Source organism: Duganella levis, assembly GCF_009857605.1.
GTDB lineage: Bacteria > Pseudomonadota > Gammaproteobacteria > Burkholderiales > Burkholderiaceae_D > Rugamonas > Rugamonas levis.
The window spans coordinates 152,835-167,166 of the sequence record NZ_WWCT01000016.1; the positions used below are offsets into that span (position 1 = coordinate 152,835).

Here is a 14,332-nt window from a genome sequence, read left to right on the forward strand (position 1 = left end):
CGACCTCTGGAGCACCATTATGAAAACCACGCCCTCACTGGCCATACTGCTCGCTTGCAGCTTTGCCTTCATCATCGTCCAGCTGGATGTCACCATCGTCAACGTGGCGCTGCCGGAAATCGGCCGCGAGCTGCAAGCGGGCGTCAGCCAGCTGCAATGGGTGGTGGACGCCTACACGCTGGGCTTTGCCGTATTCCTGCTGTCGGCCGGCGCCATGGGCGACCGTTTCGGCTCGCGCAGCGTGTTCCTGACCGGCTTCGGCCTGTTCACCGCCGCCTCGCTGGCCTGCGCCATGGCGCCCGACGCGCTGGCGCTCAACCTGGCGCGCGCGGTGCAAGGCATCGGCGCTGCGCTGCTGGTGCCCAGCTCGCTATCCATCCTCAACGCCGTCTACGCGCACGAGCGCAAGCTGCTGGCCAAGGCCATCGCCTGGTGGACGGCCGCTGGCGGCGTCTCGATTGCCGCCGGGCCGGTGCTGGGCGGCATCTTGATGTCGGCCTTCGGCTGGCGCAGCATCTTCTGGGTGAATATCCCGATCTGCCTGATCGGCTTCTGGCTGACCTTGCGCGTGGTGCCAGTCATCCGCCACAACGGTCCAGCCCGCCATTTCGACATCCCTGGCCAGTTGCTGGCGGTGATCGCGCTGACTGCCTTCATCGGCGCGGTGATCGAAGTCCATGCGCTGGGCCTGACGCATCCAGCGGTGCTGGGCGCATTCGCCGTGGCGCTGGTGGCGGCAGTGCTGTTCGTCAGGGTGGAAGCGCGCAGCGCGGCGCCGATGCTGCCGTTGCAGCTGTTTAAGCTGGTAGGTTTTTCGCCGGCGGTACTGTTCGGCGTTTTCGTCAACTTTGCCTACTATGGCATCATCTTCGTGCTGAGCTTCTACCTGCAACAGGTGCGCGGCTTTTCGGTGCTGCATGCCGGCCTGATTTTCCTGCCGCTGACCGGCACCTTCCTGTTCGCCAACATCGCCAGCGGCTGGTTGCAATCGCGGGTCGGTTCGCGACGGCCGATGATTATTGGCGGCGTGCTCGGTGGCATCGGTTATGCGCTGCTCGGCGTGTTCGGGATTTCGACCTCGGCCAGTTTCTGGGCCATGCTGCCGGGACTGGCGCTGATCCCGGCCGGCATGGGACTGGCGGTGCCGGCCATGACGACCGCCATTCTCGGCTCAGTTGAAAAACATCAGGCCGGCACGGCGTCGGCGGTATTGAACACGGCGCGCCAGGTCGGTGGCGCGATGGGAGTGGCGGTCTACGGCGCGCTGGTGGCGGCGCCGGCCACGGCTGCTATCCTGTCGGGCATCGAGATCGCGCTGGGCGTGTCGACCGTCCTGCTGCTGGGCGGCGCGCTGCTGGCCGTATCGACCAATTTTAACCAAGGAGAAAAGTTATGCCATTCGTAAATATCCGCATCACCAATGAGGGCGCCACCGCCGAGCAGAAGCAGGAACTGATTCAGGGCGTGACCGACCTGCTGCAAAAGGTGCTGAACAAGAATCCGGCCACCACCTTCGTCATCATCGACGAGGTGGAGACCGATAACTGGGGCGTCGGCGGCACCGCCGTCACCACGCTGCGCCAGCGCGCCAAGGACGCGGCGGCCAAGTCGTAAGCCTTACTCCCTCCTCATTTCCTCGCGCAATCCCACAATAGCAGGATGTTGGTGACGGCGGCGTCCAGGTTTTCCGGCGACGTACCGTCGCGCGCGAGGGTCGATAGACCGACAAGAAAGCTTTCGAAAGCCGCTGCCAAGGCAGTCGGGTTGGTGGTGCTCGCAAGCTCCCCCTGTTCGATGCCGCGCCGGACGCACGCCAGCAAACCATTCCGGTTGCGGGCACGCGTCGCCGTCAATCCGGCGGTCACCAGCGCTTTGTCGGGCGCTCCCGCGCTCATCACACCCAGCGCCACCATGCAACCTTTCGGATGACCAGGCCCGCACTGCATGCGCGCGGACGCACGCAATGCCGTTTCGATGGCAACGCGCGGCGCCAGTTGCGCATCCCACAGACATTCCATGACGGTACCGTAGCGCTGCAGGTAGAGCGCGACCGTTTCCTGAAACAGCGCCTCCTTTGAGCCGAACGCCGCATAAAAACTCGGCGCCGAAATGCCCAGTTCAGTCTTCAACTGGCTTAACGAGGTGGCCTCGTATCCATTCTCCCAGAACAAGTGCATGGCACTGGTCAGCGCCTGGTCGCGGTCAAATTGTCGGGGGCGGCCCATCTGTGCCATAACGTTCTCCTCTTCACTACATAGATACTAAACGGTACAAAAGTAATTGACAAGCTCGGACGGGCTGAATAACATACGCCAACTTATATACCGATCGATACATAAGTATAGCAGCACAACCACGCCTTACCGATTCACTTTACTTTCACGAACAGGAACACGATGGATCACACACACTCGGACCACGGCCACGCGCAGGACAAGTTGCCGGTTGCCGCCTTGCTCGCGCTGGCGATGACCGGCTTTATTTGCATCGCCTCGGAGACCTTGCCCGCCGGCTTATTGCCCCTCATGGCGGATGACATGAACATCACTCAGGCAGTCGCAGGTCAAAGCGTGACTGCCTATGCCGTCGGCTCGGTACTGGCGGCGATTCCGCTGACCATCGCCACGGCAGGCTGGCGGCGACGCAACGTGCTGTTGCTGACCATCGTCGGCTTTCTGGTCTTCAATCTGATCACCGCCGTGTCATCGATCTTTTGGCTGACGCTGATCGCGCGCTTTTTTGCGGGCGCGTCCGCCGGTCTCGCCTGGAGCCTGCTGGCAGGCTACGCGCGACGGATGGTGGCAGTGCATCAGCAAGGGCAAGCGATGGCCATCGCCATGGTGGGTACGCCCATCGCACTGGCCCTGGGCGTGCCGCTGGGTGCATGGCTGGGACAGGCGTTCGGCTGGCGCAACGCGTTCGACATCATGTCGGGCCTGACCGTGCTATTGATTGTCTGGGTGCTGGCTAAAGTCCCCGACTATCCGGGCAACGCAAGCAATGAACGCACGTCGATGCACGCCGTGTTCACCACGCCGGGCGTCAGGCCGGTACTGGCCACGGTCATCCTGTGGATGCTGGCACACAATATTCTCTACACCTATATCGCGCCGTTTGTCGCCCAGGCCGGCCTGACCGACCGCATCGATACAGTGCTGCTGACCTTTGGCCTTGCGGCGCTGCTGGGTATCTGGGCCATCGGCCGAATGGTGGACCGCAGCTTGCGCGGAGCGGTGTTGTCCAGTCTCGCCCTGTTTTCACTGGTATCGCTGCTGTTCATCTGGGCCGCCAGCGAGCCCGCCGTGATTTACATCGGCACCGCCATCTGGGGGCTGACATTCGGTGGCGCCGCAACGCTGCTGCAAACCGCGCTGGCCGACAGTGCCGGTGATGGCGCCGATGTCGCGCTATCGATGAATGTCGTGGCGTGGAATAGCGCCATCGCCGGCGCCGGCGTCCTGGGCGGCGTGCTGCTCGACACTTGGGGCGCATCGGCGTTCCCTTGGGCCGTGCTCGGCTTATCCCTTGCCGGTCTCGCAGTCGTGTGGTCTGCCCGCGCTCATGGTTTCCCGGCCGGCCGACGTGCCGCGCTGACACCGGCTGTTGGCCACTAACCACCGCCACGCCCTACTCCTATTTTCACTCTCAAGAAAGCACATCATGTATCGACGTTTTGCAACCACCCTGCTCGCCACCTGCGCCATGGCGTTATCCACTGAGGTCTTCGCTGCCGAGGAATTTCCCCTGCCGCCGGGGTTCAGCAGCGAATACCAGACCATAGACGGCGTCAACATGCACTATGTAAAAGGCGGCGCCGGTCCGCTGGTGTACCTGGTTCATGGCTTCGGCCAGACCTGGTATGAATGGCATCAGTTGATGCCGGAGCTGGCCAGGAAGTACACCGTGGTCGCGCCCGACCTGCCCGGACTTGGCCAGTCGTCCGTGCCGGCGTCATACAGGGCCACCGACGTTGCGCCAATTTTGTACAAGCTTGCCCGGCAATTCAGCGGCGACCAGAAATTCGACCTGGTAGCGCATGACATCGGCATCTGGAACACCTACCCGATGCTGGTCGAACACCAGGACACGATACGCCGCGCCGTGTACATGGAAGCGCCGATTCCGGAAGAAAGTATTTATAGCTTCCCGGCCTTCACTCCAGAGGGCGAATCGCTGGTCTGGCATTTCAGCTTCTTCGCCGCGCAGAATCGCCTGGCCGAGACCCTGATCGCCGGCAAGGAGCGATTTTTCATCGAGCACTTCATCAAGGAGCATGCCAGCAACAAGGCCGCGTTCACGTCAGAATTGCTGAACCTGTATGGCAAGTCTTACGCCAAACCCCATAGTCTGAACGCCTCGTTTGAATACTATCGCGTACTCAACCAGGGCGTGAAGGATAACCAGCAACTGGCTAAAACGAAGATCACCATTCCCATGCTGGCGATTGGCGGCGGCGGTCATGGCGGAATGGGAACATACGAAACCGAGATGCTGCGCCGCTACGCCACCAACGTCACCGGCAAGGTACTGGAAGGATGTGGCCACTGGTTGCCGGAAGAGTGCTCGGTAAAGCTGAATGAGACAGTGTCGGTTTTCCTGTACGCACCGTGACAAATTCAAGTGACTCCAAATAGTTGAGATAATACGCAACTCTGGAGTTATCTTGAAAGTGTAGTAAGTGTTAAGAATCGACATCTCTTCCCTGTTCATCGCCATGACACTCAACCTGTCGATCATGGCGGTGGCGCTGCCGTATTTCATGGGCCGGGTCAACCGCGCCGCGCGTTGCGCGCAGGCGGGCATCGTGCTGCAAACGGCGGGCTGGATTTTCCTGCTGTCGTCAAGCACCTTCCCGCGCGGCGGCTGGGCCGACCAGCTGCTGTCGACGCTGGCCATGGCCAGCGTCTCCGGCGGCATGGTATGTAACGCCATCGCCTTCGAACTGTGGTGCGGCCGCCAGCCGAACGCGCGCTTGCCGGCCGCCATCGCCGTGGTGATGACGGTCGGCTACGGCATCGGTTATTCCGACTATGCGTTCCGCACCGGCTGGGCCAATGGCCTGCTGGCCCTGCAGATCGCCACCGTGATCGCCAGCCTGTGCCGCAAGCCGCAAGTGCCGATCGGGCGTTGGCGCTGGCTGCTGGTGATCTGCCTGTCGATCCAGATGGCGGTGATGGTTTGTCGCGCCGTGCTCGGTGCGTTCTACACCGCCGAGTTTCCCAATTTTTATGCGCCGCACGTGGTCAACCAGGTGTTCGCCTTGTCGTCCAACGCGATGATGGTGTTGTCCGTGGTGGCCATCCTGCTGGCGCACCGCGACGAGGCGGCGCGCGAACTCGAACGGCTGGCCACGCTGGACGGCCTGACCGGCGCCTTGAACCGCCGCGCCTGGCTGCTGCAGTCCACCATCGATCTGGCCAACAGCGTGCGCTACCGGCAATCGCTCGGCGTGTTGCTGCTTGACCTGGATTATTTCAAGCAAATCAACGATACGCACGGTCATGGCGTCGGCGACCGCGCGCTGCAAGTGTTCGTCACCGGCTTGCGCGCCGTGAGCCGTGTCGGCGACCTGTTCTGCCGTTACGGCGGCGAGGAATTCTGCGTGTTGCTCAACTGCGCCGACCTCAATGCGGTGATGGCCTACGACGAACGCCTGCGTCAATGGCTGACGCAGCATTCGGCTCGGGAACTGGGCTTCGGGCTGTCGTACAGCGGTGGCGTCGCCATGCGCATCCACGACGCCGACGCCATCGAGATCATGCTGCAACGCGCCGACGTCGCTTTGTACCAGGCCAAGGCACAGGGACGTGGCCACACGCTCGACAGCGCAGTCATTTCCTTGCCGAAGCCATAGCACCACAAGCACACGGGATCGCCCACGTACAGCAGCTTTATTTGGGTACTTTCTCACGCTGGCGGCGCGTGGTGATGTTTTCGCGATTGACGCCCCAGTTGTCGGTCTCCACTTGGCATGGTAGCTCTCCTTTGATTTACCAGGTGCCGGCGCTGCCGCCGCCATCGACCGGCAAAATGGTGCCGGTGGTGAAGTTGGATTCGGTCAGGTACAGCACGGCGTTGACCACGTCCTGCGTCACGCCGGTCTGGCCGCTCGGCGCCAGGGTGCGGTAGAACGCCTGGGTGGCGTCGTCCTGGCTATGCATCGGTGTGGCGATGATGCCCGGCGCCACCGCGTTGACCTTGACGTTGGACGCCGCCAGCTCAATCGCCAGCGCGCGGGTTGCGTGGTTCAGGCCGCCCTTGATCAGCACCGGCAGCAGCGCGGGCACTTTGACATTCGGCTGCATCGCGATGCTGGCGGTGATGTTGACGATGTGACCGGATTTATTCGCGCTCATGTGCGCGGCCGCCTGCTGGGTCGGGAAGAACACGCCCTTCAGGTTGGTGTTGAGCAGCTCGTCCAGCTCTTGTTCCGTGTAGTCGGTGGTCGGCTTGGCGATGAAAATGCCGGCGTTATTAATCAGGATATCCACCTTGCCGAACGCCGCCACGGCGCGCTCGAACAAAGCCTTGGCCGTTGCCGGCAAGGCAATATCGCCCGGCACCAGCAGGAAATTGGCCGGATTGCCCAGCTTGTCCGACGCGTCCTTCAGGCGCTCGATGGTGCGCGCATTGCCGACTACGTTGTAGCCGCGTTGCAGATAAGCCTCGGCGACGGCAAAGCCGATCCCGCTCGATGCGCCGGTAACGATGACTGTCTTGTTCATGATGTTTCCTTTCAAGGTTGGTGTGAGCAAACTATACTTTTGCGCAGAACCTTGATAAAGACATGGAAACACAAGACAATAGATACACCATGTAATGAATAAACCGCCATGAAACGCCAATTCGATGATGTGCTGCTGGGCAGCATAGAACTGTTCTGCCTGGCCGCCGAGCTGTCCAGTTTTACTGCCGCCGCCACTGCCGCTGGCGTCACGCCGGCCGCCGTCAGCCGTTCCGTGTCACGGCTGGAGGAACGATTAGGCGTGCGCCTGTTCGTCCGCACCACGCGCCAGATCCGCCTGACGGACGGCGGCCGCGTGTATTTCGAACAATGCCGCCAGGCGCTGTCGCAGCTGACCGAGGCCGAACGGCAGATCACCGGCGCCCAGGTCCAGCCGTCCGGCCCGCTGCGCATCAGCGCGCCGACGCCGTATGCGCACTACCGGCTGCTGCCGCTGCTGGGCGAATTCCGCCGCACCTATCCGGAAGTGACGATCGACATCCACGTCAGCAACCGCAACATCGACTTCGCCGACGAGGGCTATGACCTGGCGATCCGCGGCCGCGCGCCGGCCGATTCCAACCTGATCGCCCGCAAGCTGGAAGACGCCGAACTGGTGCTGGTGGCCGCCCCTGCCTACCTCAAGCGCGCCGGCACGCCAGCCTCGCTGGCCGACCTGGCGCGGCACGAATGCCTGCAATTCGACCTGCCCAGCACCGGCAAGCGCATTCCGTGGCCGTTCATGCAGGATGGCCAACAGGTCGATGTGGTGACCGAAGGCGGCCTATGCTGCTCAGAGGACGTGCTCGGCATCGTCACCCTGGCGCGCAGCGGCGCCGGCGTGGTGCAAACCTACCGTTTCATCGTCGAACAGGACCTGGCCAGCGGCGCGCTGCTTGAACTGCTACCGCAGCACGGCGGCACCTCGCGGCCGTTCATCCTGCTGTATCCGCACGCGCGCCACCTGTCGCTGCGGGTGCGCACCTTCGTAGAATTCCTCCTAAGCAACTTAACCTGAGCTGCTATACCCAAATGGTATTGATAATGATTTTTTTGGCATTGGAGAACATACGCACCCTGCGATAGCATAAGAGGTTAAGAAAACTTCTAGAGACATCCATGCCCGCACCACTCACCACCGCTGCCGTTTCCGCCGCACCGCAGACCAGTCCGGGCGCCAGCCCGCGCGCCGTCCTGTCCCTGTTGACCAGCCTGTTCTTCACCTGGGGCTTCATCACCGTCATCAACAACACCCTGCTCCCGCACCTGCGCAGCGTGTTCGACCTGAACTACACCCAGACCACGCTGATTGAATCGGTCTGGTTCATCGCCTACTTCTTCGCCTCGATTCCGTCGGCGCGCCTGATCGAGCGCATCGGCTACCAGAAATCCATGGTCTTCGGCCTGGGCATGATGGCGGTCGGCGCCCTGCTGATGATTCCGGCCGCGCGGCTGCCGTCGTATGGCGTGACGCTGTGCGCGCTGTTCGTGATCGCCTGCGGCATCACCTTGCTGCAAGTGTCGGCTAATCCCTACGTTGCCGTGCTGGGCTCGCCGGAGACGGCGTCGTCGCGCCTGAACCTGGTGCAAGCGTTCAACTCGCTGGGTGCGACGCTGGCACCGCTGTTCGGCGCCTACCTGATTCTGGGCCGCTCGGCTTCCGGCACCGCCGAAGTCGGCCATGTACTGACCCAGGCTGAAAAGCTGGCCGACGCCCAGGCCGTGCAACTGCCCTACCTGATCGTGGCCGGCGTGCTGGTGATCCTGGCGCTGGTAATTTCCCGTTTCCCGATGCCGAAGATGCACCACGGCGCCACCAGCCGCGTCTCGGACGCCGAGCGCGAGAAAATGTCGCTGTGGAAGCACCGCAACCTGGTGTTCGGCATTCCGGCCATCTTCATCTACCTGATCGCCGAAATCGGCGTGGCCAACCTGTTCATCAACTTCACCGGCCAGCCGGAAATCGGCGGCCTGTCGCATGAACAAGGCGCGCACTACCTGTTCCTGTTGTGGGGCGGCATGCTGATCGGCCGCTTCATCGGCGCCTGGGCGATGAACAAGACCACCGCCGAGCGCGTGCTGGCCTTCTGCGCGATTGGCGCTTTCATCGTCATGATGATCGCCGCGCTGGGCACCGGCAGCGTGGCCCTATGGGCGCTGATTTCGGTCGGCCTGTTCCACTCGGTGATGTTCCCGACCATCTTCACGCTGGGCATCAAGGGCCTGGGCCCGATGACCGAAGAAGGCGCCGGCCTGCTGATCATGGCGATCGCCGGCGGCGCGCTGGTAGTGGTGCAAGGCTGGCTGGCCGACACCGTCGGCCTGCAACTGTCCTTCCTGCTGACGGCGGCCTGCGAACTGTACGTGCTGTTCTACGCGCTGTGGGGCTCGAAAGCCACCAACGCCTTCCCGGACGCCAAAGCAGGCTAGACAGACCGCCGCTGCGACACGATGCCCGCCCAGTGCGGGCATTTTTTTTGCGTCATGCGCTGACCGACTTACCGCAACATAGGCACGGGTCGCCGCAATTGCATCGACCGCCGCCCAGCCATCGCCTAAGGTGAACGCTTTCGTACATTGGGATGTTTCATGCGCATGAATTTACTTGCCGCAGCAATCGCGGCCGCCTTGTCCATGACGCTGGCCGCCTCGCCAGCGCATGCCCTGCAATCCGCGATCACCAAGAACATTGGCGCGTCCACGGACGATCAGGGCGCGAAGGACAGAAACATCCAGCAGGTCACGGTGCGCGGCGCGCCCGACGCCTACGATCCGCGCCGCGACGACACCGCCAGCAAGATCGTGGTCAGCCATGACGAGATCGTCAAGTATGGCGACACCAGTGTGCTCGATGTGCTCAAGCGCGTGCCAGGCGTGACGGTCAGTGGCAGCGGCGGGCGTGGCAGCGAGGTGCAGATGCGCGGCCTGGGGGGTGGATACACACAGATCCTGATCAACGGCGAAAAAGCCCCGCCCGGCTTTACTCTCGATACGCTTTCCCCGGACCTCATCGAGCGCATCGAAGTGTTGCGCGCAGCCAGTGCCGAATTCTCGACCCAGTCGATTGCCGGCACCATCAACATCGTGCTGAAGAAGACAGTCAAGGCCGGGCAGCGGGAACTGAAGATCGGCTATTTGCACGCCTACGACGCCAAAGGGCCAAACGCCAACCTGCAGCTCGCCGACAAGACGGGCCGCCTGGCCTGGTCGGTCACGGCCAATGTCACGCGCGAGCGCTTTTCCCGGACGGTGGAAAACGTCGAGGAGCACGTCGATCCGGCCGGCATCCAGGACGGCCGGCGCGTGGGCAAGCTGCCCCAGGATGGGCGCGTCACGCGGCTCAACCTGAGTCCGCGACTGGTGTGGAGCCTGGAAAACGACAACGCGCTGGTCTCGCAGACCTTCGTCACGACTGGCCACTTCCAGAACAACGTCCACACGCTGGTCGATACCGAGCTGGGCCCTCCTCCGGACTATCCCGACCTCGAACAGACCATGAGCAACGACAATAAGCTGCTGCGCGAGGAACTCAACTGGACGCACAAGTACGCCTCTGGCGCCAAGCTCGATGCCAAACTGAGCGCCACCGCCGGCTCCGCCGCCAATACGATGTACCGCAACGCCGCCGGCAGCCCGGCGGCGGGCGGGCTGCATGAACTGGTCCAGTCCGACAACAACGTGCGCGGCGTGACTATACTGGGCAAGATCACCACCGCCAGCTGGGAAGGTCACGCCCTCGCCTTCGGCTGGGACGGCGGCTACATGAGATCGCATGACGCGCGCCGTGTCCGCGACGCCGACCAGCCCGACGTCTCGCTGCCGGAAGGCGACGAGCTGTACACCGCCAATGTCGCGCGCCTGGCCGTGTACAGCCAGGACGAGTGGAACGTCACGCCGCAGTGGTCGGTGTACCTCGGCGCGCGCTGGGAAGGCATCCAGACCAGAGTCGAAGGCAATACATTTGCGGACGCGGCCAACCGTTCGCGTGTCTTCAGTCCGTTGTTCCAGACGCTGTACAAGCTCCCCAACACGAAAGGCGACCAGCTGCGCTTCGCGCTCAGCCGCACCTACCGCGCGCCCACCGTGCAAAGCCTGATACCGCACCGTTTCACTTCGGCCAACAACAGCCAGACCAATCCCGATTCGATCGGCAACCCGGACCTGCGGCCGGAACTGGCGCTCGGCGTCGAGGGCGGCTGGGAGCATTACTGGAGCGAGGGCGCGCTGGTATCGGTGAGCGCGTCGGCCCGCAACATCGACAACAGCACGCGCAACCAGACCGTGTTCGATGGCAATCGATGGGTCTCGCTGCCGATCAACACCGGCCGCGCCCGCGCGCGCGGGATCGAGCTCGAAGCCAAATTGCCGTTGAAGGCCCTGATCGACACCGCCACCGCGCTCGCCCTGCGTGGCAGCCTGTCGCGCAACTGGTCGAGCGTCGACACGATCCCCGGGCCGAACAATCGCCTGCTGAACCAGACCCCGCTGTCGGCCACGCTGGGCGCCGATTACAATCTCGGCGCCAGCACCATCGGCGGCAGCTTCGTCTTCAAGAAAGGCGGTGAAGTGCGGGTGTCAGACGTCCAGGTCACCTACGAGAGCGTGCGCCGCGATCTGGACTTGTACCTGCTGTCGAAGTTGAACGCCACGACCCAGCTGCGCGTGGTGGCATCCAATCTGCTTGGACAGGATTTCATCTACGCAAGCAGTTACACCGTCGCGGGCAGCGGGACCCAGCGCAGCCGCACCCTCTATCCGAGCTGGCCGATGCTGCGGGCGACGCTGGAAATGAAATTCTGAGCACGTCCACCATTGTATTAAGCAGCGCCCGGCAGAAAGAGCGTGAAACGTGCTCCGCCTGTTGTGGCGTTTTCGGCTTCGATTCTTCCGCCGTAGGCTTGCATGATGGCTTGCGATAAGGCCAGCCCGAGGCCGACGCCGTCCACCTCGCCGGCGCGCGCGCCGGTGCCGCGGAAGAAGCGCTCGAACAGGAACGGCAGTTCGTGCTCGGCGATGCCCAGACCCTGGTCTTCCACCGACAAGGTCACGCCCGCCGCGCCGCGTTGCAGGCGCACGGTGATGTGGCCGTCGGCCGGCGAGAATTTCAGCGCGTTTTCCAGCAGGTTGCGCAGCACCAGGCTGACCGGCGCGCGGTCCACCTGCACCGGCTCGGCCAATTCGTCCTGCAACAAAATCTCGATGCGGCGCTCGGCCGCCGGCGCAGCCAGACGGCTGATGGTGTCTTGCGCCAGCATCGACAGTGAGGCCAGCTCGACCTGCCCCAGTTGCTGTCCGGCATCCAGCCGCGCCAGCATCAGCAGTTCTTCCACCAGCATGGTCAGCCCGCCGACTTCGGCCAGGCACGAGCGCAAGGCGCTGACGTATTCCTCATTCGAGCGCGGCCGCCGCAGCGTGATTTCGATCTCCGTGCGCAGCCGCGACAACGGCGAGCGCAGCTCATGCGAGGCATCGGCCGTGAAGCGCCGCTGCACCTCAAACGCCTGTTCAATCCGCCCCAGCATGGCGTTCAATGTATCGGCCAGATGGCCGATCTCGTCATCGTTGCCCGGATGCGGCAGCCGCCGGTCCAGGCTGGAATCGCCGATCTTGCGCGCCTGGTCGACGATGTTTTCCATCGCCACAAAGGTTTTACGCGACAGCCGCGCGCCGGCCCAGCCGACCAGCGCCAGCAAGGCGGTCGCCATCACCGCGAACAAAATCGCCGCCGATTGCAGGATGTGGTCGGCATCGTCGAGCGAACCGGCCACCTGCACCACGTAGCGCCGGCCATCGACCAGCGCCGGCACCGACACCATGCGCAACGGCTCCTCGCGGGCGTCGGGCAAGGTGTCGAAAGAGGTTTCGCCGGCCGCCAGTTGCGCCAGCAGACGCGGCGGCACCGGCAGCTTGTCGCCGCCCAGATTGGCGCTGCGCGCCAGCACCCGGCCATCGCCGTCGATGATCTGCACCAGCCGGTCCAGCCGGGTCAGCGACAGCGGCGCGCTGCCGGCCGCCGCTTCGTGCACCCGCACCGCCGTGCCGTTGGTGTCGGCCAGCATGCCGACTTCGGTATCGGCCAGCGCCAGTAGCGCCGAATCGAGCTGTCCGCGCACCGAACGCGACAACTGCCACCAGCCGCCCACCGCCGTTGCACCGACCGTCGCCACGGTGGCCAGCAAGTGGATCAGCACCAGGCGGCGGCGCAGGCTAAGCATCAGGCGCTCCCGGCGGCGCCAGACGGAAACCGCGTCCGCGCACGGTTTCGATCAGCGGTATGCTGCTGGCCGCGTCCACCTTGCGACGCAAATTCTTTATGTGCACGTCAATCAGGTTGTCGATGGCGATCAAGTCGGCGTGCCACACCTGCTCGGCCAGTTGCGCGCGGCTGACCACCTCGCCCACGTGCTGCACCAGGAAGTCCAGGATGGCGTATTCCTTCGGCGTCAGGTCCAGGTTGGCGCCGCCGCGACGCACCGCATGCGTCTGTGGATCGATGCTGAGATCGGCTACTTGCAGCAGCACCGGCGCCACCCGCACCGAGCGCCGCAGCAACGCCCGCACGCGCGCCAGCAATTCCTCGAATTCAAACGGCTTGGTCAGGTAATCGTCGGCGCCGGTATTGAGGCCGGCGATGCGGTCGGCCAAGGCGTCGCGGGCGGTCAGCATCAGCACCGGCAGTTGCAGGCCGCGCCGGCGCCATTCGCCGCACAGCGTGATGCCGTCCTTGCCGGGCAACATCCAGTCGAGGATGGCCAGGTCGGCGCGCGCCAGCACGTCGGCGTCGACCTCGTGCGCGTCATGCGCCACGCTGACCGTGTAGCCCTCTTCCTCCAGCCCGCGGGCTAGCAGACGCGCTGCCTTGTGATCGTCTTCTACCAACAAAATGTGCATGGGTTGCCCTCGACTCGACTGCCGGAGTATACCAGCGGCCCCGGCCGTCTTTCCTGAAGAAGAATTCAGGATGCGGTGCAGCATATTTTCGTACCATAGCGTCAATTCCAGCCTCCCCCTTGATTAGCGTGTCCCCACCGAGGGACACAGGCCGCGCTTTGCCCGGCGTTCCGGAGAAACATGATGAAAAAAGCCACGCTGTTGAAACTGTCCTTGTCCACCCTGCTGGTCGCGGCTGCAATGCGCCTGTACGCCACCCACGCCAGCGAGACCGCGCCGCCGGCCGACGTGCCGTCGCTGGTGCACGAGGGCGATCTGCTGCGCATACCGGAGCAGTCTCCGCTGAGGCGGTCGCTGACCGCGGCCGCCATCGATGAGCAAAGCATCGCCGCGCCGTTTACGCTGCCGGCGCTGGTGGAGGCCGATCCGGCGCGGCTGGTCAAGGTAACGCCGCCGCTGGCCGGCCGCATCGTCAGCCTCAACAAACAGCTGGGCGACGAGGTCAAGGCGGGCGAGGTGCTGTTCACCATGGATGCGCCGGACATGGCGCAGGCCGGCGCCGATAACGCCAAGGCGCAATCCGCGCTATCTCTGGCGCAGCGCAACCTGGCGCGCCAGCGCGAACTGGCGCAGTCCGACATCGCCGCCAAACGCGACGTCGAGCAGGCGCAAGGCGACTACGACAGCGCCGCCGCCGAAGCCGCCCGCGCCGCCGCG

At 63.7% G+C, this 14,332-nt stretch carries 12 protein-coding genes and 1 pseudogene; 9 read left to right on the forward strand and 4 right to left on the reverse strand.

Features of this window, described 5'->3' with window-relative positions:
- Positions 1-19: 19 nt before the first annotated feature.
- A complete protein-coding gene (locus GTP69_RS19270) occupies positions 20-1,405 on the forward strand; it encodes an MFS transporter (protein WP_161056370.1) in 1,386 nt (461 codons plus the stop codon).
- Positions 1,393-1,614 (forward strand): 2-hydroxymuconate tautomerase family protein, encoded by a 222-nt coding sequence (locus tag GTP69_RS19275; protein WP_161056371.1) that lies wholly within the window; start codon positions 1,393-1,395, stop codon positions 1,612-1,614. The genes GTP69_RS19270 and GTP69_RS19275 overlap by 13 nt, the downstream gene beginning before the upstream one ends.
- 14 nt (positions 1,615-1,628) lie before the next feature.
- On the opposite strand, the gene GTP69_RS19280 is transcribed toward GTP69_RS19275, so the two are convergent.
- The gene (locus GTP69_RS19280; RefSeq protein ID WP_161056372.1) at positions 1,629-2,234 is read right to left on the reverse strand and encodes a TetR/AcrR family transcriptional regulator; all 606 of its coding nucleotides are present in this window, start codon (positions 2,232-2,234) and stop codon (positions 1,629-1,631) included.
- 162 nt (positions 2,235-2,396) lie between these two features.
- Here GTP69_RS19280 and GTP69_RS19285 point away from each other — a divergent pair, with 162 nt between their 5' ends.
- The 3 genes from GTP69_RS19285 to GTP69_RS19295 all read left to right on the forward strand — a co-directional run bounded on the left by GTP69_RS19285 (position 2,397) and on the right by GTP69_RS19295 (position 5,854).
- Positions 2,397-3,614: an MFS transporter gene (locus GTP69_RS19285; protein WP_161056373.1), complete on the forward strand. Its 1,218-nt coding sequence runs from the start codon at positions 2,397-2,399 to the stop codon at positions 3,612-3,614.
- 46 nt (positions 3,615-3,660) lie between these two features.
- Positions 3,661-4,611, forward strand: coding sequence for an alpha/beta fold hydrolase (locus GTP69_RS19290; RefSeq protein WP_161056374.1), 951 nt, complete (start codon positions 3,661-3,663; stop codon positions 4,609-4,611).
- 67 nt (positions 4,612-4,678) lie between these two features.
- The gene (locus tag GTP69_RS19295; RefSeq protein WP_161056375.1) at positions 4,679-5,854 is read left to right on the forward strand and encodes a GGDEF domain-containing protein; all 1,176 of its coding nucleotides are present in this window, start codon (positions 4,679-4,681) and stop codon (positions 5,852-5,854) included.
- Positions 5,855-5,990: 136 nt separating this feature from the next.
- On the opposite strand, the gene GTP69_RS19300 is transcribed toward GTP69_RS19295, so the two are convergent.
- Positions 5,991-6,725: an SDR family NAD(P)-dependent oxidoreductase gene (locus GTP69_RS19300; RefSeq protein ID WP_161056376.1), complete on the reverse strand. Its 735-nt coding sequence runs from the start codon at positions 6,723-6,725 to the stop codon at positions 5,991-5,993.
- A gap of 108 nt (positions 6,726-6,833) precedes the next feature.
- Here GTP69_RS19300 and GTP69_RS19305 point away from each other — a divergent pair, with 108 nt between their 5' ends.
- The 3 genes from GTP69_RS19305 to GTP69_RS19315 all read left to right on the forward strand — a co-directional run bounded on the left by GTP69_RS19305 (position 6,834) and on the right by GTP69_RS19315 (position 11,524).
- Positions 6,834-7,742, forward strand: a complete 909-nt coding sequence (locus tag GTP69_RS19305; protein WP_161056377.1) for a LysR family transcriptional regulator — start codon at positions 6,834-6,836, stop codon at positions 7,740-7,742.
- 101 nt (positions 7,743-7,843) lie between these two features.
- Positions 7,844-9,154 (forward strand): sugar MFS transporter, encoded by a 1,311-nt coding sequence (locus tag GTP69_RS19310; RefSeq protein ID WP_161056378.1) that lies wholly within the window; start codon positions 7,844-7,846, stop codon positions 9,152-9,154.
- Between the two features lie 165 nt (positions 9,155-9,319).
- Positions 9,320-11,524: a TonB-dependent receptor plug domain-containing protein gene (locus GTP69_RS19315; protein WP_161056379.1), complete on the forward strand. Its 2,205-nt coding sequence runs from the start codon at positions 9,320-9,322 to the stop codon at positions 11,522-11,524.
- A 17-nt stretch (positions 11,525-11,541) separates the two neighbouring features.
- On the opposite strand, the gene GTP69_RS19320 is transcribed toward GTP69_RS19315, so the two are convergent.
- A complete protein-coding gene (locus GTP69_RS19320) occupies positions 11,542-12,939 on the reverse strand; it encodes a sensor histidine kinase (protein WP_161056380.1) in 1,398 nt (465 codons plus the stop codon).
- Entirely contained in the window at positions 12,932-13,615 is a 684-nt protein-coding gene (locus tag GTP69_RS19325; protein WP_161056381.1) for a response regulator transcription factor, read from the reverse strand. The genes GTP69_RS19320 and GTP69_RS19325 overlap by 8 nt, the downstream gene beginning before the upstream one ends.
- A gap of 180 nt (positions 13,616-13,795) precedes the next feature.
- On the opposite strand from GTP69_RS19325, the pseudogene GTP69_RS19330 reads away from it, so the two are divergent.
- Positions 13,796-14,332 (forward strand): annotated as a pseudogene (locus tag GTP69_RS19330) (efflux RND transporter periplasmic adaptor subunit); the annotation flags it as partial.

Bases quoted from the DNA above. Each gene is read 5' to 3' on its own strand.
- GTP69_RS19270 (WP_161056370.1), top strand. From the start codon at position 20: ATGAAAACCACGCCCTCACTGGCCATACTGCTCGCTTGCAGCTTTGCC.
- GTP69_RS19275 (WP_161056371.1), top strand. From the start codon at position 1,393: ATGCCATTCGTAAATATCCGCATCACCAATGAGGGCGCCACCGCCGAG.
- GTP69_RS19280 (WP_161056372.1), bottom strand. From the start codon at position 2,234: ATGGCACAGATGGGCCGCCCCCGACAATTTGACCGCGACCAGGCGCTG.
- GTP69_RS19285 (WP_161056373.1), top strand. From the start codon at position 2,397: ATGGATCACACACACTCGGACCACGGCCACGCGCAGGACAAGTTGCCG.
- GTP69_RS19290 (WP_161056374.1), top strand. From the start codon at position 3,661: ATGTATCGACGTTTTGCAACCACCCTGCTCGCCACCTGCGCCATGGCG.
- GTP69_RS19300 (WP_161056376.1), bottom strand. From the start codon at position 6,725: ATGAACAAGACAGTCATCGTTACCGGCGCATCGAGCGGGATCGGCTTT.
- GTP69_RS19305 (WP_161056377.1), top strand. From the start codon at position 6,834: ATGAAACGCCAATTCGATGATGTGCTGCTGGGCAGCATAGAACTGTTC.
- GTP69_RS19310 (WP_161056378.1), top strand. From the start codon at position 7,844: ATGCCCGCACCACTCACCACCGCTGCCGTTTCCGCCGCACCGCAGACC.
- GTP69_RS19315 (WP_161056379.1), top strand. From the start codon at position 9,320: ATGAATTTACTTGCCGCAGCAATCGCGGCCGCCTTGTCCATGACGCTG.
- GTP69_RS19320 (WP_161056380.1), bottom strand. From the start codon at position 12,939: ATGCTTAGCCTGCGCCGCCGCCTGGTGCTGATCCACTTGCTGGCCACC.
- GTP69_RS19325 (WP_161056381.1), bottom strand. From the start codon at position 13,615: ATGCACATTTTGTTGGTAGAAGACGATCACAAGGCAGCGCGTCTGCTA.